We start from the raw sequence: 17763 nt of genomic DNA, 5'->3' as shown, positions 1-17763 counted from the left end.
CGAACGGCGCGACCGTCGAGGCGAACGTCGGCCCCGTCAGCCGTCTCGCGGGCCGCTGCCGGGTCCTGTGGGCGCGCGACGCGCGCAAACCGGCCCCCGACTGCATCGCGCTCGACAGCAACCGGTCCGGCTGGGGCATCGGCCCCCACGTGCCCGTCCGGTGACCCTTCGGGATCACCGGGCGGGCACGATGCCGTCCACGAGCGTCTCCACGATCCGGTCCAGCTCGGCCTCCGGGAGCATCCCGGGCAGGGTGAAGTGCTCCAGCAGCACGCCGGTCATGGCCAGATGCAGCACCAGCATCGTGTCGGCGTCACCCGGCAGCCCGGAGCCGAGGTAGAAGCGGGTGTTCTCGTCGAAGTCGGCCCGGACGGCCCGGGTGAGCTCCGCCCGCAGGGCGGGGCGCCGCGTGGCTTCGAGCCGTAGCTCCAGCATGGCCAGGTAGCCGGTGCGCTCGGCCGTCATCCGCCGCACCAGCCACTTCATGAGGTCGGCGACCAGTTCCCGGCTGGGCTCCGGCCGCATGGCCGCGTCGACCTTCTCGGGCGGGGGGACCATCCGGGCGTGGATGCGGGCGCCGGCCTGGGTGAGCAGGTCGTCCCGGCCGGTGAAGTAGTTCGACGAGGTCCCCGCCGGGACCCCGGCCTGGGCGTCGACGGCCCGGAAGGTCAGGCCACGCGCCCCGTCCCGCGCCAGTACGTCGATGGCGGCGTCGAGCAGCGCCGTCCTGCGCTGCGGGTTCCTCACCATGGCTCCTCCTTCTCCGCTGCCGGAAAAACTCTTGCGCCAACCACTACAGATGGAGCACTCTACCTGTAGTGGTTGACCCCGACGCCTGGGAAGAGGACCTGACGCGTGCGCAAGCTCACGTACTACATCGCCTGCTCGATCGACGGCTTCATCGGCGACCCGGGCGGCGACGCCAACTCGTTCATGGCGTTCCTTGACGAGGAGTACCTGGCCTATATGAACGCCGAGTACCCGGAGACCATCCCGACCGAGGCCCGAAAGGCCCTGGGCTGCGACGGTGTGCCGAACAAGCGGTTCGACACTGTCATCCAGGGCCGCGGCAGCTACCAGATCGCCCTGGACGCCGGTCTGCCCAGCCCGTACGGGCACCTTCGCGAGATCGTCGCCTCGCGCACCCTCACGGAGTCCCCGCACCCCAATGTGGAGATCGTGCACCACGACATCGTCGGCCGCGTCCGTGCGCTCAAGGCCGAGGACGGCGACCTGGGCATCTGGCTCTGCGGCGGCTCACAGATCGCCGGAGAGCTCATCGACGAGATCGACGAGCTCGTGATCAAGGCGTATCCGCAGGTGTACGGCTCGGGCATGCCGATGTTCGGCTCCGGCTTCGCCATCAGCGACTTCACCCTCGACGCGGTGCGCTCCTTCGGCAACGGCGTGGTCGTACGGACCTACCACCGGAAGCGATGACCCCGCCGCCTGTCCGGTCGCGGAAAACCGGCATACCCTGGAGGTATGGGCAGCGAAGGACACCGGACCGTCCGCCGCCCGCAGGCCGTGCCCGAGCACGTGTGCCGCGCCTGCGGAAAGCCTGTCGGCACGGCCCTCAAGAAACGCAAGATCCTCGGCGTGTGGGCCCCCGTCTGGGAGCCGCAGTCATGCCGTAATCCCGCCTGTGCGCTGTTCACCGCGCAGGGCGCGGACGAGTCGGGTGAGTCGGGCAAGACGGCGGAGACCGCCTGAAGTCCGGCTCCGGGGGTGTCCGGCCGCACGTCGGAGGCAGTCGTACCGCTACAGTCCGCGCCATGTCATCGGAGTCGACGGAAGTCTGGACCGGCTGGTACCGGGACCGCCGGGGTGCGGAAGCCATCACCATCACGACGGCAGGGCGGCGCATCGCCACCCGCGTCAGGGGCGTGGAGTACGCGGGCGCGAGCTGCGCCGCGCTGCGGGCAGCGGAGGAGAACGGCGGCCTCCCCCTGGCCGGCTGCGTACTGGAGTGGGACCTGCCGCTGCCGGTCGTCATCGACGGCGCTCCGCAACACGCCACGCTGAGCTGCCTGTTGGCGCTCGGTGAAGCCCTGTCCGACGGCTCACCCGAGCGGGTGGATCTTCAGCTCACCCTGCACCTCGGTGGAGCGGCGTACGAGTCGGGCCTGGCCGGCGGCGACTTCGACCAGGCCCTGGACCGCATCCTGCGCCAGCTGCCGCCCGGGACGCGCTTCAGCCGGGGGCTGCTGGAGGCCGCCTGACGCCGGGCCGCCCGACGCGGGTCCGCCTGACGCCGGGGCGCCCCGCCCGGCTCGGAGCGGGGCGCCCGGCACGGCGTCTAGGAGACCTTCGCCGCCGCGAGGCCGTTGCGCCACAGGTAGTCGACGCGGCTGCGCTCCTGGGTGTTCGGCTGGGCGTTCTGGCAGGACGGGCCCGGCCCGCCGCCCGACATCAGCTCGCTGCACGGACCCGAGTAGTGGTCCGGCAGGCCCAGGACGTGGCCCGTCTCGTGGGCGGTGACGCGGGTGGAGTTGTAGACCTGGTTCTGGCGGTAGTCGAGGAAGATGTAACCGCGGCCGTGCCCGTCGGTCGAGGCGTACGAGCCGCGCGAGTCGTTGCCCTCGTAGTACCGGAAGTCCGGGTTGCTGCCTTCCTGGAGCTTCACGTTGGTGACGGAGCTGTTCCAGATCTGGGTGGAGCGGGCTATCTGGGTCCGGAAGCTGGGCGCGTTGGCCGTCGAGTAGACGACGGTGACGGCCAGTGCCCCGAAGTCGGCGGCGCGCTTCCGGGCGACCGACTTCATGACGGCGTCGAAGAACGCCTTGTTGGCCTTGGCGTTCTCCGCCGACCCGGCGTAGCCGGCGTACGCGGCCTGAGTCGGCGCGGGTGCGGGCGCCGCCACGGGCGCGGTGGTGGCGGTGGTGGCGGGCAAGGCCGCCAGAGCCGCGGCCAGGCTCAACGCAGCGGCCAGCACGCCCTTGGGGTGTCTCATGGGGGGCTCCTACTCGGTCCTGAACGGTTGGGTGGACACGTTCGGTGGGACAGAGTGTCGAGGAGCGCGCGCCCCGTACGGATGATGTCAACGGGTGATAGGACCGGCGCATCACCCGCCCCAACGGCCCCCGTGTGATGGGTAATTGAATCTGGTGCGACTCACGGCGTGGCCCTACGCTCGGGACATGGAGCTGGAGGTGAGGCACCTGCGGGCGCTGTGCGCCATCGCCGAGACGGGCAGTCTGCACAAGGCCGCCCGGCAACTGGGCACCACGCAGCCGTCGTTGACGACCCAGCTGCGCCGCATCGAGAACGCCCTGGGCGCCGAGCTCTTCACCCGCGACCGCACCGGCTGCCGCCCCACCCCGCTGGGCCACTCCGTGCTCAGCCGCGCCCGGCCCCTGGTGGCGCAGCTGGACCGGCTCGTCGCCGAGGCCCGGGCCGCCGCGGCGCGCGCCGACGGCGTGGCCCGGCTGCGCATCGGCTCCACCGCCAGCCGGGCGCTCGCGGGCTGGCTGCGCAGGCTGCGGCACCGGCTGCCGGGCACCGACATCTCGCTGCACATGGACGTGTCGGCCGGCGCGCTGCTGCGCGGGGTCGCCGCCGGGCGGCTCGACGTCGCCTTCGTCCATGAGGTGGAGGGCTGCCCGCTGCGCGTGCCGGAGGGCCTGGAGCGGCGCGTCCTGGTCGAGCGGGAGCCGCAGTTCATCTCCCTGCCACGGGACCACCCGGCCGCCGCCGCGCCCGTCGTGGACCTCGCCGACCTGGCCGGTGACCGCTGGATGGTCGACCCGACGGTGGACGGCGAGTGGGACGGGCTGCGCCGCGTACTGGGGGCGGCCGGCATCGACCCGCCCGTGCTGCACGGCGACTACCACACGGCCGCGTCGCTCATCGTGGCCGGCGAGGCGGTGGCCCCGTGCCAGCCGACGTCGGGGCCCCGCGACGACATGGCGATCCGGCCGCTGCGCGACGATCCCCTCGCCGTACGGCTGCTGCTCTACCACCGGCCGGACACGGAGGCCGACGTGGTGTACGCCGAGCTGACGGCCGCGTACCGCGAGGCGGCCCTGCGCACCGCGGCCTACCGCGGGTGGCTCCTGCGCCACGGCAGCCCGCTGCTCCACGCGGTCCGGGGCTGCGCACCCGGCGCCACGGTGTGCGCCTGACACCGTGCGCCCGCCACCGGGGACGCCCGCGGCGACCCGTCGTACGCGGGACCCGCGACCACGGCCACGACCGCCTCGGCGCCCGCCCCGGGGAAGAGAGCGGGCCGCACGCTGCCGCTGGCGCCCTCGGGCCGGACATGACCGCGCCCGGTCCGCCATGACCCCTCGGGGCTCGCGGACCGGGCGCGGTCAGGGCGTGCGGTGGAAGAAGACCACCGACCGGACGGCCTCGACCGGAGCAGGCCACTGCCGGTACAGCCCGGTCCTGGGCTGGTCATCGCGCCGGCGCGAGCCGCTCGTACACCGTCACCCTCCGCCCGCGGACCTGCTCGTCCGTCACGGGAGTGAAGTACCGCTCGAGCACGGATGCCTTGGTCCTGTCCCGCTCCGCCGCCACCGGCCTCGTCACCCGCGCCGCGTCCGTTATCAGCAGTATCCGCTGCTGGGCCAGCATCGCAGCCCGGATCCGAGCAGGGCTTGCCTCCACGCCCTTCAGGGTCCCGGACTCCCGCGGGCTCTCGGCCAGAGCGATGTCCCGCAGACCGGCGAAGGCGTCGGGGGACACCAACGTGGTGTCCCGCCGCGCGGCCGGTATGTAGAGCACCGCGTCCCCGCTCCCTTTCAGCTGCTGTACGCGTCCCGCTATCGCCAGGACGTCGTCCACCCGGCTCGCCGGAGACCTCTTGGCCAGCGACTGCGGCAGCAGGGCCACCATCGCCACGGCGACCACCGCCGGGAGAATCCACACCGACGCCCTCGGAAACCGCGGCCTGGCCGCCTGTACCGCCGCGCCGAGGAGGGCACCGATCAGCAGCGCCAGACCCAGCAGGCTGAACAGAACGTACCGGTCCAAGAACAGCGGCTGAATCAGGGAGAGTCCGATCAGTCCGATCTGTGGCACCGCCAGCAGCGGTAGCCCGACGGCGGCCACCGACAGTCGGCCCACCCGGGGTCGGTCCACTAGGGCCCCGAGCGCCCCGATCGCCAGCAGGACCGCGGGGCCGATCATCATGTGCCAGGTCAGCGGCGGTATCCAGGACACCTGGTCGGACTGGCTTCGGCTGAAGAGGACCAACGGCAGGACACCCGCCGTGGCGGTCGCTGAGGCCGCCGCCCAGCGTATCCACACCCCGCGCCCGGTTCGCGCCCACACCAGGGTCGCCACGTGCGCCGGCAGAACCATCAGCGAGAGCCAGTTCAGCAGTCCGCACGCGAGGACCGTGCCGCTGTAGGTCACCCAGTGCGTCGCCCGGCCACGCCCCTGGAGCACGGTCACGAGCAGCAGTGTCGAGATCCCGGCCCCGGCCGCGACCAGTGCGTAGGAGCGCCCCTCCTGGAGGTAGAACTGCACGGCCGGAAGCAGCCCGAACGCCAGCCCTCCCCCCACACCCGCCCAGACCCCGGCCAGCCGCCGGCCGATAACCGTCACACAGGCCGCCGCCACCGCCGTGGCCAGCACGGATGGCAGCCGCAAGGTCGTGGTGCCGGGACCGAAGCACTCGAAGAGCCCATGCATCAGCAGGTAATAGAGCCCGTGCACGACGTCGACGTTCCCCAGCATGCGGCAGATGTCGGCGGTGGACCGCTGGGCCACTTGCCAGGTCGCCGCCTCGTCCCGCCACACACTGTCCTCCCGGGACAGCCCCCACAAGCCGAGGGCGAGAGTCCACAGCATCGGGACCAGCCATATGGGAAAACGGCGACGGAGAGCGGTTATCCAGGATGTCATGAAGGTTGTTCCGGCCCTCGGACAGGTAGTGGGACAGGGGTGCGGGGACCGAACTTAGCGGTTTATGGAAATGGAAGTAGAGCTTCCGGATGGGCGGTCGTCCCGCGCCAAGTGTCCGACGAGGGGCATTCAGACCGCACGTCGATGGAGACGGAATGCGCCATGGCGCGAATTTTCTCCGAACAGGCCGTACGGGCAGAAACAGGTCGCACGGTGACGCGGTCGCAGCCGCCCCCTGCTCCACCCCGCTCCTTGGCGTTTCCGGTTCCTACGGGAACTGGAGAGGTTCGCTGTCGCCGGTGCGCCTGCCCCGTTCCAACCCCATTCACCTCACCGCACTGGATATCGGCGCCATCACTGGTCTTGTTGCTTTCCTGTTCGGGTCTGCGCTTCTCGCTCTTGCGTACGTCCAGGGCCGGATCGTGAAGGAAGGGGCGACTGGGATGTGAGCCCTTCATATCCCAGACCCCTCCACTCGGCCGGAGTCACGCTGTCATCGATATCGAGAATCTGTCGAAGCCCTTCGGCGCCCGGATGCTGTGGCGCGATGTCAACTTCACTGTCGACCGCGGTGAGATGCTCGCCCTTGTCGGCCCCAGCGGATCGGGAAAGTCGACCCTCCTCAACTGTCTGGGCCTGCTCGACGGGCCGAGTGCCGGAGCGATCCGTTATGAGGAAAAGGACATCACCCGATTCGACCGACGTGAGATCCGTCGGTTCCGCCGTGACGTTCTCGGCTACCTCTTCCGGCACTATGCCCTGATCGAGAACGCCACCATCGCGGAGAACCTGGAAGCGGGTCACCAAGCCGCGGCGGTCGTTGCGGGCAGGACCGCCCCTGGTCATCGCGACGACGCCATGACGAAGGATCAAGGCTGCCCCCTCTGGATGCTGTGCGGAAGCTGCTCCTCAAGGGGGCCGAGGCCCGCAGGACGCTCCAAGGGGCGGAAAATGAGGCAGCCGAGCGCGAGAAGGCCCGCAAGCTCGTCGAGCTGCCGCACAGGGTGATCCAGGAGCTGCGGCACTTCTTTGCCTCCGCCCTCATTGCCGGCGGAGCGAGCGTCAAGCAGGTGCCGTTGGTCCTCGGCCACGCGTCCGCCGTCATCACGCTGCGGATCTACGCGCACCTGTGGCCGGGGGAAGAAAACCGCACCCGGCCCGCAGGGACGCCGTGCTCGGCGGCCTGCGGGCCGGGTGCGGACAAGGGAGACCTGGCGACCGGAGAGATCGCCAGGTCAGGCGGCGTGATCGAAGATCAGGCCTTCTTGGTCTCCCAGAAGATCCGGTCGATCTCGGCGATGAGCTCCAGCGCCTTCTCGCCGGTCTTCGGGTCCGTCGAGGCCTTCGCCGCCGACAGGGCCTTCAGCGCGTCGTTGACCAGCTGGTGCAGCTCCGGGTACTTCTCGAAGTGCGGGGGCTTGAAGTAGTCGCTCCACAGCACCGAGACGTGGTGCTTGGCCAGCTCCGCGCGCTGCTCCTTGATGACCGTGGCGCGGGCCTGGAAGTGGGCGTCGTCGTTGGCCTGCATCTTCTCCTGGGTGGCCTTGACCGACTCGGCCTCGATGCGGGCCTGGGCGGGGTCGTAGACACCGCAGGGGAGGTCGCAGTGCGCGCTGACCTTCACCTTCGGGGCAAACAGGCGGGAGAGCATTGAGCCGTCCTTCCTCGTGATCGTCTTCTCAGGTGGGACATTACTCCGTAGGAGACGGGTTTTCGCGGGCGCCCCCGGGTGCTTAGGTCAAAAGTCCAGGGTGACCATGGGACTCGTGGAGGAAGGACCGGAGGTGCCGGAATGACGGAGCTGGGGCGGGAGACGAGGGTGTCATTCGGGATCGCCGAGGTGACCGGGCTCTCCATGGTGCCGACGCTCCGGCACGGGGACCAGCTGCTGGTGCATTACGGGGCGGCGCCGAGGCCCGGTGACGTGGCCGTGCTGCGGCACCCGCTCCAGCAGGACCTGCTCATCGTGAAGCGGCTGGTCGAGCGGCGCGACGGGGGCTGGTGGGTGCTCGGCGACAACCCGGACGCGGACGTGGTGGACAGCCGGGCGTTCGGGCCGGTGCCGGCCGAGCTGGTCCTGGGCCGGGTTCGCGCCCGGTACCGGGGGATCCGGCCGGGGCGTCAGCGGTCGGTCGGGGTGGTGCTCGCCTGGCTGGTGTCGGCGGTGAGGCCGGTGTTCGCCGACCGCTCCGTCTCCAGGCGCTTGCGGGCCCGGTAGGCGGCGACGTTCGCGCGGGTGGCGCAGCGGTCGGAGCAGTAGCGGCGGGACCGGTTGGTGGAGGTGTCGAGGTACGCGTTGCGGCACGGGGGCGCCTGGCAGAGGCCGAGCCGGTCGGCGCCGAACTCGGTGAGGTGGAAGGCCAGTCCCATCGCGGCGATCGCGGCGTACCCGGCGGTCGCGTTGGAAGGGTGGTCGGCCAGGTGCATGTGCCAGCGCGGCCGTCCCTCGTCGTCGAGGTAGTCGTGGCCGGAGATCTGCGGGCTGACGGGGAACTCCAGGAGCAGTGAGTTCAGCAGGTCCACGGCCTGCGTCTGGTCGCCCGCGTCGGCGGCGGTGAACACCGCGCGCAGCCGCGCCCGTACGGACCGGAAGCGGGTGACGTCCGCGTCGGTGGCGCGCCGGGCCATCTGGGACGCCGTGCCGAACAGGTCGCGGACGGCCTCCACCGAGGTGAGGGAGTCCTTGTTGCGCGCCGGCTCCTCGGTGTTCACCAGACGTACGGCGTAATCCGAGTAATAGGCCAGTTCCACTTGTAGTCCTTACGGCGGCGGTCTAGGGTCGGAGCACGGTCTTGTAAGAGACCAATCTCTTACGAGGGTATTACGGAGGCGGAGGTCATGGTGGCGGAGACGTCGACGGGGAGCAGCACCGACTGGCGTGGCTGGCAGGACAGCTGGGACCGTCAGCAGGAGTGGTACATGCCCGACCGCGAGGAGCGGTTCCGGGTCATGCTCGACATGGTCGAGGCGTTCGTCGGGCCCGCGCCGAGGGTGCTCGACCTGGCGTGCGGTACGGGGAGTATCACGGACCGGCTCCTCAAAAGGTTCCCGGACGCGACCAGTACCGGTGTCGACCTCGACCCCGCGCTGCTGGCCATCGCCGAGGGGTACTTCGCGGGCGATGACAGGGTCACCCTCGTGCGGGCCGACCTCAAGGATCCGGGGTGGACGCGCGCGCTGCCGCACGACTCGTACGACGCCGTCCTCACCGCCACCGCGCTGCACTGGCTGCACCTGGAACCCCTCGCCGCGCTGTACGGGCAGCTCGGCGGGCTCGTCCGCGACGGCGGCGTCTTCATGAACGCCGACCACATGAGGGACGAGTCCACCCCCCGTATCAACGCCGCCGAACGCGCCCACCGGCACGCCGCCATGGACCGCGCCAAGGCCGCCGGCGCGCTGGACTGGGCCGAGTGGTGGCAGCTCGCCGCCGAGGACCCGGTGCTGGCCGGGCCGACCGCCGAGCGGTTCGCGATCTACGGGGAGCACGCCGAGGGGGACACCCCGTCCGCCGAGTGGCACGCGCGCACGCTGCGCGAGGCCGGGTTCGCCGAGGCCAGGCCCGTGTGGAGCTCGCCGTCCGACGCGCTCGTCCTCGCGCTGAAGTAACCGGGCCGGGGAGCCGGATACCGAGCCGGTAACCGAGTCGGGTGCGGGCTCGGGCACCGACTCGGGCACGGACGAAGGGGCGGTACGGGAGACTCCCGTACCGCCCCTTCCGTGTGGCCGGTTACAGCACCTTGGACAGGAACGCCTTCGTCCGGTCGTGCTGCGGGTTGGTCAGGACGTCGCGCGGGTTGCCCGACTCGACCACCACACCGCCGTCCATGAACACCAGTGAGTCGCCCACCTCACGGGCGAAGCCCATCTCGTGGGTGACCACGACCATCGTCATGCCGGACTCGGCGAGGTCCCGCATGACGTCCAGCACGTCGCCCACGAGCTCCGGGTCGAGCGCCGACGTCGGCTCGTCGAAGAGCATCAGCTTCGGCTCCATCGCCAGCGCGCGGGCGATGGCGACGCGCTGCTGCTGGCCACCGGAGAGCTGCGAGGGGTAGTTGTCGGCCTTGTCGGCCAGGCCGACCCGGTCGAGCAGCTTCCTCGCCCGCTCCCGCGCCACGGCCTTGGACTCGCCCTTGACCTGGATGGGGGCCTCCATGACGTTGCCCAGGGCCGTCATGTGCGGGAAGAGGTTGAAACGCTGGAAGACCATGCCGATGTCCCGGCGCTTCAGGGCCACCTCGCTGTCCTTGAGCTCGTACAGCTTGTCGCCCTTCTGGCGGTAGCCGACGAGCTCCCCGTCGACCCACAGCCGTCCGGCGTTGATCTGCTCCAGGTGGTTGATGCACCGGAGGAAGGTGGACTTGCCGGAACCGGACGGGCCGATCAGGCAGAACACCTCTCCGTTGTTCACCTCCAGGTCGATGCCCTTGAGGATGTGGGCCGCGCCGTAGGACTTGTGGACGCCCTCGGCCTTCACCATGGCGGTCATGTCACACCCCCCTGGGGCTCGTGAGGGACAGCACGTTCGCCTTGACCTTCTGCCACGGCGTGGGTGGCAGCTGGCGCAGCGAACCGCGTGCGTAGTGCCGCTCGACGTAGAACTGGCCGACGCTGAAGACGCTGGTCAGGGCCAGGTACCAGACGGACGCCACCAACAGCATCTCCATGATGGCGAAGGACGTCGAGCCGATGTTCTGCGCGGCGCGCAGGAGCTCCACGTACTGCACAGCCGAGACCAGCGAGGAGGTCTTGAGGAGGTTGATGAACTCGTTGCCGGTCGGGGGCACGATCACGCGCATGGCCTGCGGCAGAACGATTCTCCGCATGGTCTTCGCGTTGCTCATGCCCAGCGCGTGCGACGCCTCGGCCTGGCCCTCGTCGACGGACTGGATGCCGGCGCGCACGATCTCCGCCATGTAGGCGCCCTCGTTCAGGCCCAGGCCCAGCAGGGCGACCATGAACGGGGTCATGACGTCGACCATCTCGTCCTTGTAGAAGCCAAGGTTGAGGATCGGGAAGATCAGCGCGAGGTTGAACCACACCAGCAGCTGCACGAAGACCGGTGTGCCGCGGAAGAACCAGATGTAGAGCCATGCCACGGCTCCGGTCACCGGGTTCTTCGACAGCCGCATCACGGCGAAGAGCACGCCCAGCACCAGGCCGATGAGCATCGACAACACGCTGATCAGGAGCGTATTGCCGAGGCCCCTGAGAATCCGGTCGTCGAACAGGAACTCCCCGACCGTGTCCCAGCGGATGTCGCCCTGCGCGAACGCCATCGCGAGCGTGGCCAGAAGGGCCACCACGATGACACCGCTGACCCAGCGGCCCCAGTGGCGGACCGGGATGGCCTTGATCTGCTCGGGGAGCGGGTCGGACTTGGCGAGGGTGCCCGGTCCCGCCTCCTTGCTGACCCCGGCGGGCTTGCCACCCGGCACCTTGTCGGTGACGGGAGCCGTGCCGGCGGCCGGAACCTTGTCCGTGGCGGCCACCTCGCCGGAATCGGCCGGCTTCGCGGTGCCGACCGGCTTCTCGGTGCCAGCCGACTTCCCGGTACCGGAGGCCTCGCCGGCGTCCGGCGCCTCATCCGTACCGGATGCCTCACCGATCTCCGACGCCTCATCCGTACCGGAGGCCTCGCCCGTCTCCGGTGCCTCATCCGTGCCCGGCTCGGCTTCGGAGGCCCCGGCTTTGCCGGAGCCGGTCGGCCCGTCGGTGCCGGCAGCCTTGCCGGCAGCCTTGCCGGCGGCCGACGCCTCGTCGGTGTCCGCTGCCTCGGCCGGTGGCTCGTCGGCGGGCACCTTGTCGAACTTGTCAGTCACAGTGACTGCCCTTCAGTGGAACACGAGATTCTTACGTACGCGGAAGATCACTTACCGGCGTTGATGGTCGCCTTGGTGACCGCGCTGTTCTTGACGTCCCACTTCTCCAGAACCTTGGCGTACTCGCCGTTCTTGATGATCGCGTCGAGCGCTTCCTTGAGCGCGTCCCGGAGCTGCGTGTTCTGCTTGTCGACGGCGATGCCGAACGGCCCCGCCGCGGTCTGGCCGCCGGCCACCTCGAAGTCCTTCCCGCCGCCCGCGGTCTTCGCGATGTACGCGGCGACCGGGTAGTCGTTCAGGTCGGCGACGGCGCCACCGGACTTGATGCGGGTCTGGGCCTCCGCGTCCGTGTCGAACGCCTCGATGGTGAGCGCGCTCTTCTTCTCCTTGGTGCACTTCGCGGACTGCTGCTTGAAGGTGTCCTCGTAGATCGTGCCGCGCTGCACGGCCACCTTCTTGCCGCACAGGTCATCGAGCGACGTGACCTTGTGCGGGTTGCCCTTCTTGACCAGGAGCGACACGCCGGAGTTGAAGTAGTCGACGAAGTCGACGCCCTCGCCGACCTTCTTGCCCTTGTCGTCCAGACCCTGCTGGCGGGCCTTGGTGTCGCTCATGGCGGACATGACGAGGTCCTGGCGGCCCGTGTTCAGCGAGGAGATCAGCCCGTCGAACGTGCCGCTCGTGAACTGGAACCGCACGCCGAGCTGCGTGCCGAGCGCGGCGGCGATGTCGGGGTCGATGCCGACGATCTTGCCGCCCTCCTCGAACTCCATCGGGGCGTAGGCGGCGTCGGTGCCGACCTTGATGACACCGGCGTCCTGGTACTTCTTGGGCAGCTTGCTGAAGAGCGGCGCGGAGCTGCCGGTCTTACCCGGCTCGGTGGTGCCCGCCGTGCCGCCGCCGTTCGTCTGGTCGCCGCAGGCGGTCAGCAGCATGGAGCCGGCGACCGCGATCGCGGCGACCGCGGCCATCCGGGACGTGCGCGGCGTCCGGGTCCTCGCGGCGGTCGTACAGCGGGTGGTGCTTGCGGTCATGGTCGGTTTCCTCCGGCGTGTCAGCGGCGTATGAGGGGAAGGCCAATCGGTCGGCACGGCGGTCGGGCACGCACCTTCGGGTGTCGCGACCTCGTGTGATGACGGCATCTTGCCATTCGGACTAGCCCGAACAGGGGTCCACGCATGTCAAAATCGGATAACGGGAGACCCCCGAACCCCACGAGGCCGGTACATCAAGGCCGGACCTTCTACGGGGTTGCCTTCATCCGGCCGGAAAATCTTCGGTTGATCTCGCGATGCGGACGGGATTGCGGTCGCAATCCGGGTGGCGTGCTGACTTGTCCAGATATTGGGGCATGAGGCGCGTCATTGCCACCCGGCGGGAGTCCGGGCCGAACCATGATCCAGATGGTCGTCCACCGGATATCGACTCGTCGGCGGACGTGTCCGTCCGGTAAGAAGGATCCTTACACCCCTCATCCGGGGCTCAGGGCGCGTGTGCGGCGCGCCCGCGCGTTCGTACCTCCCCCTGCCGGGCAGGCAACCGCCTGGCCAGGGCACGGACGCGGTGCCCGCCCACCCCTCCTCAACCAGGAGTGGCCACCCTCAACCTTGAAGACTTAAGGGGTCAACAAATGGCAGCGGAGATCGTCAATCCTCGCAGCGACAGCGGTACCGGCACGGACGGCTCGGTGGACGAGCCGTTCGATCCGGCTTTCGCCCTCCACCGGGGCGGAAAGATGGCCGTGCAGGCCACCGTGCCGGTGCGGGACAAGGACGACCTTTCCCTCGCGTACACGCCTGGCGTCGCCAAGGTGTGCAGCGCTATCGCCGAGCAGCCCGAGCTCGTGCATGAGTACACCTGGAAGTCCCAGGTCGTCGCCGTCGTGACGGACGGTACGGCGGTGCTGGGACTCGGTGACATCGGCCCGGAGGCGTCGCTTCCGGTCATGGAGGGGAAAGCGATCCTCTTCAAGCAGTTCGGTGGCGTGGACGCGGTGCCGATCGCGCTCGCCACGACCGACGTGGACGAGATCGTCGACACCGTGGTCCGCCTCGCGCCGTCCTTCGGCGGAGTGAACCTCGAGGACATCTCGGCGCCCCGCTGCTTCGAGATCGAGCGCAAGCTCCAGGAGCGGGTCGACATCCCCGTCTTCCACGACGACCAGCACGGCACGGCCGTGGTCACGCTGGCCGCGCTCCGTAACGCCGCCAAGCTCACCGGACGGGGGCTCGGCGACCTGCGCGCCGTCATCTCCGGCGCCGGTGCGGCCGGGGTCGCCATCGCCAAGATGCTGCTCGGGGCCGGGCTCGGCGACGTCGCCGTCGCGGACCGCAAGGGCATCGTCAGCACCGACCGCGAGGACCTCACGCCGGTGAAGCGCGAGCTCGCCGAGCTCACCAACCGTGCGGGGCTGAGCGGCTCGCTGGAGACCGCGCTGGCCGGCGCCGATGTCTTCATCGGCGTGTCGGGCGGTACGGTGCCGGAGGCGGCCATCGCCTCGATGGCGCCGAACGCGTTCGTGTTCGCCATGGCCAACCCGAACCCCGAGGTGCACCCCGACGTGGCGCACAAGTACGCGGCGGTCGTCGCGACGGGCCGGTCGGACTACCCGAACCAGATCAACAACGTGCTCGCCTTCCCCGGGATCTTCGCCGGTGCGCTCCAGGTGCGGGCCTCCCGCATCACGGAGGGCATGAAGATCGCCGCGGCGAACGCGCTGGCGGACGTGGTCGGCGACCAGCTCGCCGCGGACTACGTGATCCCGTCGCCGTTCGACGAGCGCGTCGCCCCGGCGGTCACCGCCGCGGTCGCCGCCGCCGCCCGTGCGGAGGGCGTCGCCCGCCGCTGACGCCGGCCACGCGCACGCGGTACTCCAAGGCCGCGCCGCGCCCCCACGGGGGCGGGGCGCGGCCTTTGCGCGTGGCCCGCGGTTTCGTGCCCGGCCTCCGCCGGGGTCCGGTGCCGGCCGGGGGCGCGCGCGGTCGGGGTCCGCTCGGGCGGGGGCGGGCGCTGCCGGAAGCCCGTGCCGGTCGGGGCCGTGTCGGTCGGCGGGCGCGGCCGGGGGCCGTGTCGGCGGCTGCCGTGCCGGGGCGGGCGACCCCCGGGGGACTGACATCACACCGGTGCGCGGTTCCGCCGCGCACCGGTGCCGCCCTAATCTCAAGGCCATGTTCGCTGCCTACGCCGCCCGAATCGACCGCGATCAGCCCCTGAACGGCCTGGAGCTGGGCGAACGCCCGGCCCCCGAGGTCCGTCCCGGCTGGACCACCGTCACCGTCAAGGCCGCCTCCCTCAACCACCACGACCTGTGGTCGCTGCGCGGGGTCGGACTCGGTGAGGACAAGCTCCCGATGATCCTCGGCTGTGACGCCGCCGGCATCGACGAGGACGGCCGGGAGGTCGTCGTCCACTCGGTCATCGGCCAGACCGGCCACGGAGTCGGGCCGGACGAGCCCCGCTCCATCCTGACCGAGCGCTACCAGGGCACCTTCGCCGAAAAGGTCGCCGTCCCCGCCTGGAACGTCCTGCCGAAGCCGAAGGAGCTGTCCTTCGAGGAGGCCGCCTGTCTGCCGACCGCGTGGCTCACCGCGTACCGGATGCTGTTCACGAACGCCGGGGTACGGCCGGGTGACTCGGTCCTCGTGCAGGGTGCGGGTGGTGGCGTCGCCACGGCCGCGATCGTGCTGGGCAGGGCGGCGGGGTTGCGGGTCTTCGCCACGAGCCGCGACGAGGCCAAGCGCAAGCGGGCCGTCGAGCTGGGTGCGGCCGAGGCGTACGAGCCGGGCGCGCGGCTGCCCCAGCGGGTGGACGCGGTCATCGAGACCGTCGGCGCGGCGACCTGGTCGCACTCGGTGAAGTCCCTGCGGCCCGGCGGCACGCTGGTGATCTCGGGCGCGACGAGCGGCGACCGGCCCTCGCACGCCGAGCTCACGCGCATCTTCTTCCTGGAGCTGAAGGTCGTCGGTTCGACGATGGGCTCGAAGGACGAGCTGGAGGACCTGCTGTCCTTCTGCGCCGCGACGGGCGTACGGCCGGTCATCGACGAGGTGCTGCCCCTGGACCGGGCGCGTGAGGGCTTCGAGAAGATGGCGGCGGGGGACCTGTTCGGCAAGATCATCCTGACGGCTTCCTGAGGGTTCCTGACGGCTCTGAGGGTTCCTGACGACCTCCTGAGGGCCTCACGACGGCCAGCCCCGGTGTCGTCGCCGACGTCCTCGCGCATCACGGCGCGACGTACGGCGCGGTGCGGCGGGCCCTGTTCGGCAGGGAGCCGGGGGAGCGGCGGCCTGACGACGCTCCCCCGGCGCGACCGGCCGCTGAGCACGGCAGCGGGTCCGGGCCTCCGGGAGGGGGGAGCCGTCAGGTGCGGGGGCTCCGGAGCAGGGCGACGATGTGGGCCGCGGCCGTGGAGAGGTGGCGCCGGGCCTCGGACAGCTGGGGTTCCGTCACGCCGTGGTCGCGCGCCGCGTCGCGGATGTCGTCGCGGAAGCGGTCCAGCAGGCGCTCCAGGTCACGGGCCGGGTCGCCCGTCGACGTGGGTGTCTCCTCCTTGGGCCGGTCCGGGGCCTTCCCGCCGAGCAGGCCGGTCAGGCCGGTCAGGCGGCCGGTCAGGTCCGAGAGGGCCGAGGGCCACTCGCCCGTCGCGATGTGGTCCTGGACCTGCTTGGCGATGCGCTGCATCTCCTGGCGCGCCGTCTCCTGCGCCTCCCTGGCCTGCCGCCGCGCCGACTTCGCCTCCTCGCGGGCCCTGCGCGACTCCTCCGTGGCCCGCCGGGCCTGCTCCTTCCAGGTGTCGTGGTGCCCGTGCCCCGGCCGCGTACGCGTCTCGCTCGCCGCCGCGCGCATCTCGCTGCGCAGCTTGCCCGCAGCACCGCGTACGTCGTCGCGGATCTCGGCGGCGAGTTCGGAGACCGAGTCGCGGATCTCCCGCTCCAGGTCGTCCAGTTCGCCGCTGCGGCTCGCCAGCTCGGCGCGGCCGGCGTCGGTGATCGAGTACACCTTGCGGCCACCCTCGGTGGCGTGCCGGACCAGGCCCTCGGCCTCCAGCTTGGCCAGCCGCGGGTAGACCGTGCCCGCCGACGGCGCGTACCGCCCGTGGAAGCGCTCCTCCAGCAGACGGATCACCTCATAGCCGTGGCGCGGTGCCTCGTCGAGGAGCTTCAGCAGGTACAGGCGCAGACGGCCGTGGGCGAAGACGGGGGACATGTCAGAGCACCTTTCCCTCGGGGCGGCGAAGCAGTGCGATCGACCCGGAGACGGTGGTGGCCCGGAGCGTGCCCGTGCCCGCGCCGAGCGTGCCGGTGACGCTCTTGGCGCCCCACTGACCGTCGACGCGGAGGTCCTCGAAGGCGTTGGAGACCGCGCCGCTCGTCGTGCTCGCCTCGACCGACGCGTCCGCCGGGTGCGGCAGCCGTATCGCGATCTCACCCGAGACGCTGGTCAGCCGGATGTCGGTGGGCCCGCCGCCCGCTTCGAGGTCGAGGACCATGTCGCCGCTGACGGAGTCGGCCCGTACGGTGGTCCCGGCGCCCTCGATGACCGTCAGGTCGCCCGAGACGGAGCCGAACCGCAGGTCGCCCGTGACCGCTTGGGCCTCCACGTCGCCGGAGACGGTTTCGGCGCGGACCGGGCCGGAGAGCCCGACGAGCGTGGTGTCGCCCGTGACGCCGCGTACCTCCGTACGGCCCCGGATCCCGGAGATGACGGTGCCGGCGCCCACCGCGCCGACCTCCACGGCGGCGTCCGCGGGCACGGCGAGGGAGACGACGGCGCTGCGGCGCCAGCCCTTGCGGTCGAGCCAGGTGAGCAGCTTCTTCCAGGACAGGTCCTCGTACGCGACGGTCAGGGTGGAGCCCCGCCGGGTGACGATGAGCGGGGGGCCCTCGACCTCGGAGATCTCCAGCCGCGCCGGGCCCTCGTCGACGCCGACGACGTTGACCGTGCCGTTGACGACGCGCACCTTGAGCGTCGTCACGGGGTCGTCGAGGGTGAGCGTCAGTGACTCGGTGACGGACCACTCCGGCATGGGGCCTCCCAAGGGCGTGACGCAACATATCGCGTCTGCTTCCGGATACACGATATATCG

At 70.7% G+C, this 17763-nt stretch carries 19 protein-coding genes and 2 pseudogenes; 11 read left to right on the top strand and 10 right to left on the bottom strand.

Annotated features, from left to right (window positions below; genetic code table 11):
• Window positions 1-174 precede the first annotated feature (174 nt).
• The gene (locus ABZZ38_RS16615; RefSeq protein WP_356740143.1) at window positions 175-750 is read right to left on the bottom strand and encodes a TetR family transcriptional regulator; all 576 of its coding nucleotides are present in this window, start codon (window positions 748-750) and stop codon (window positions 175-177) included.
• A 105-nt stretch (window positions 751-855) separates the two neighbouring features.
• On the opposite strand from ABZZ38_RS16615, the gene ABZZ38_RS16610 reads away from it, so the two are divergent.
• The 3 genes from ABZZ38_RS16610 (at window position 856) to ABZZ38_RS16600 (ending at window position 2222) form a co-directional block, all read left to right on the top strand.
• Window positions 856-1440, top strand: coding sequence for a dihydrofolate reductase family protein (locus ABZZ38_RS16610; protein ID WP_356740141.1), 585 nt, complete (start codon window positions 856-858; stop codon window positions 1438-1440).
• Window positions 1441-1485: 45 nt separating this feature from the next.
• Window positions 1486-1713, top strand: coding sequence for a hypothetical protein (locus ABZZ38_RS16605; protein ID WP_356740139.1), 228 nt, complete (start codon window positions 1486-1488; stop codon window positions 1711-1713).
• Between the two features lie 62 nt (window positions 1714-1775).
• Window positions 1776-2222: a DUF6304 family protein gene (locus ABZZ38_RS16600; protein WP_356740137.1), complete on the top strand. Its 447-nt coding sequence runs from the start codon at window positions 1776-1778 to the stop codon at window positions 2220-2222.
• A gap of 77 nt (window positions 2223-2299) precedes the next feature.
• Here ABZZ38_RS16600 and snpA read toward each other — a convergent pair whose 3' ends face one another.
• The gene (snpA, locus tag ABZZ38_RS16595; protein WP_356740135.1) at window positions 2300-2953 is read right to left on the bottom strand and encodes a snapalysin; all 654 of its coding nucleotides are present in this window, start codon (window positions 2951-2953) and stop codon (window positions 2300-2302) included.
• A 187-nt stretch (window positions 2954-3140) separates the two neighbouring features.
• Here snpA and ABZZ38_RS16590 point away from each other — a divergent pair, with 187 nt between their 5' ends.
• The gene (locus ABZZ38_RS16590; RefSeq protein ID WP_356740133.1) at window positions 3141-4124 is read left to right on the top strand and encodes a LysR family transcriptional regulator; all 984 of its coding nucleotides are present in this window, start codon (window positions 3141-3143) and stop codon (window positions 4122-4124) included.
• Between the two features lie 274 nt (window positions 4125-4398).
• On the opposite strand, the gene ABZZ38_RS16585 is transcribed toward ABZZ38_RS16590, so the two are convergent.
• Window positions 4399-5799, bottom strand: a complete 1401-nt coding sequence (locus ABZZ38_RS16585) for a hypothetical protein (RefSeq protein ID WP_356740131.1) — start codon at window positions 5797-5799, stop codon at window positions 4399-4401.
• Between the two features lie 588 nt (window positions 5800-6387).
• On the opposite strand from ABZZ38_RS16585, the gene ABZZ38_RS16580 reads away from it, so the two are divergent.
• Window positions 6388-6861: an ATP-binding cassette domain-containing protein gene (locus tag ABZZ38_RS16580; protein WP_356740129.1), complete on the top strand. Its 474-nt coding sequence runs from the start codon at window positions 6388-6390 to the stop codon at window positions 6859-6861.
• Window positions 6777-7054 (top strand): annotated as a pseudogene (locus tag ABZZ38_RS16575) (tyrosine-type recombinase/integrase); the annotation flags it as partial. The gene ABZZ38_RS16580 and the pseudogene ABZZ38_RS16575, both read left to right, overlap by 85 nt.
• A 54-nt stretch (window positions 7055-7108) precedes the next feature.
• Here ABZZ38_RS16575 and sodN read toward each other — a convergent pair.
• Complete coding sequence (gene sodN / locus ABZZ38_RS16570; protein ID WP_356740127.1) at window positions 7109-7504, bottom strand: superoxide dismutase, Ni; 396 nt, start codon at window positions 7502-7504, stop codon at window positions 7109-7111.
• A gap of 141 nt (window positions 7505-7645) precedes the next feature.
• Here sodN and sodX point away from each other — a divergent pair, with 141 nt between their 5' ends.
• A complete protein-coding gene (gene sodX / locus ABZZ38_RS16565; protein ID WP_356740125.1) occupies window positions 7646-8071 on the top strand; it encodes a nickel-type superoxide dismutase maturation protease in 426 nt (141 codons plus the stop codon).
• Here the strand turns inward: sodX and ABZZ38_RS16560 are convergent.
• Window positions 7975-8604, bottom strand: coding sequence for a CGNR zinc finger domain-containing protein (locus ABZZ38_RS16560; protein ID WP_356740123.1), 630 nt, complete (start codon window positions 8602-8604; stop codon window positions 7975-7977). The two genes, sodX and ABZZ38_RS16560, sit on opposite strands and share 97 nt — an antisense overlap.
• A gap of 87 nt (window positions 8605-8691) precedes the next feature.
• On the opposite strand from ABZZ38_RS16560, the gene ABZZ38_RS16555 reads away from it, so the two are divergent.
• A complete protein-coding gene (locus ABZZ38_RS16555) occupies window positions 8692-9462 on the top strand; it encodes a class I SAM-dependent methyltransferase (RefSeq protein ID WP_356740121.1) in 771 nt (256 codons plus the stop codon).
• A 121-nt stretch (window positions 9463-9583) separates the two neighbouring features.
• On the opposite strand, the gene ABZZ38_RS16550 is transcribed toward ABZZ38_RS16555, so the two are convergent.
• The 3 genes from ABZZ38_RS16550 to ABZZ38_RS16540 form a co-directional block, all read right to left on the bottom strand.
• Window positions 9584-10345, bottom strand: coding sequence for an amino acid ABC transporter ATP-binding protein (locus ABZZ38_RS16550; RefSeq protein ID WP_356740119.1), 762 nt, complete (start codon window positions 10343-10345; stop codon window positions 9584-9586).
• A gap of 1 nt (window position 10346) precedes the next feature.
• Window positions 10347-11294: an amino acid ABC transporter permease gene (locus tag ABZZ38_RS16545; protein WP_356740275.1), complete on the bottom strand. Its 948-nt coding sequence runs from the start codon at window positions 11292-11294 to the stop codon at window positions 10347-10349.
• A 431-nt stretch (window positions 11295-11725) separates the two neighbouring features.
• A complete protein-coding gene (locus ABZZ38_RS16540) occupies window positions 11726-12712 on the bottom strand; it encodes an ABC transporter substrate-binding protein (protein WP_356740117.1) in 987 nt (328 codons plus the stop codon).
• Between the two features lie 596 nt (window positions 12713-13308).
• Between ABZZ38_RS16540 and ABZZ38_RS16535 the strand changes: the two genes are divergently transcribed.
• From ABZZ38_RS16535 to ABZZ38_RS16525, 3 genes and pseudogenes are all read left to right on the top strand, one after another.
• Entirely contained in the window at window positions 13309-14526 is a 1218-nt protein-coding gene (locus ABZZ38_RS16535) for an NADP-dependent malic enzyme (RefSeq protein WP_356740115.1), read from the top strand.
• Window positions 14527-14845: 319 nt separating this feature from the next.
• Window positions 14846-15811, top strand: a complete 966-nt coding sequence (locus tag ABZZ38_RS16530) for a zinc-binding dehydrogenase (RefSeq protein ID WP_356740114.1) — start codon at window positions 14846-14848, stop codon at window positions 15809-15811.
• A gap of 50 nt (window positions 15812-15861) precedes the next feature.
• A pseudogene (locus ABZZ38_RS16525) lies at window positions 15862-15948 on the top strand (peptidase); the annotation flags it as partial.
• Between the two features lie 89 nt (window positions 15949-16037).
• On the opposite strand, the gene ABZZ38_RS16520 reads toward ABZZ38_RS16525, so the two are convergent.
• Window positions 16038-16883 (bottom strand): helix-turn-helix transcriptional regulator, encoded by an 846-nt coding sequence (locus ABZZ38_RS16520; RefSeq protein ID WP_356740112.1) that lies wholly within the window; start codon window positions 16881-16883, stop codon window positions 16038-16040.
• Between the two features lies 1 nt (window position 16884).
• Window positions 16885-17703: a DUF4097 family beta strand repeat-containing protein gene (locus ABZZ38_RS16515; protein WP_356740110.1), complete on the bottom strand. Its 819-nt coding sequence runs from the start codon at window positions 17701-17703 to the stop codon at window positions 16885-16887.
• Window positions 17704-17763 lie beyond the last annotated feature (60 nt).

The sequence above is a fragment of the Streptomyces sp. NPDC006368 genome, from assembly GCF_040612535.1.
Taxonomy (GTDB): Bacteria; Actinomycetota; Actinomycetes; order Streptomycetales; family Streptomycetaceae; genus Streptomyces.
The sequence above is the reverse complement of the archived record's forward strand: the minus strand, read 5'-3'. Positions and strand labels throughout refer to the sequence as shown.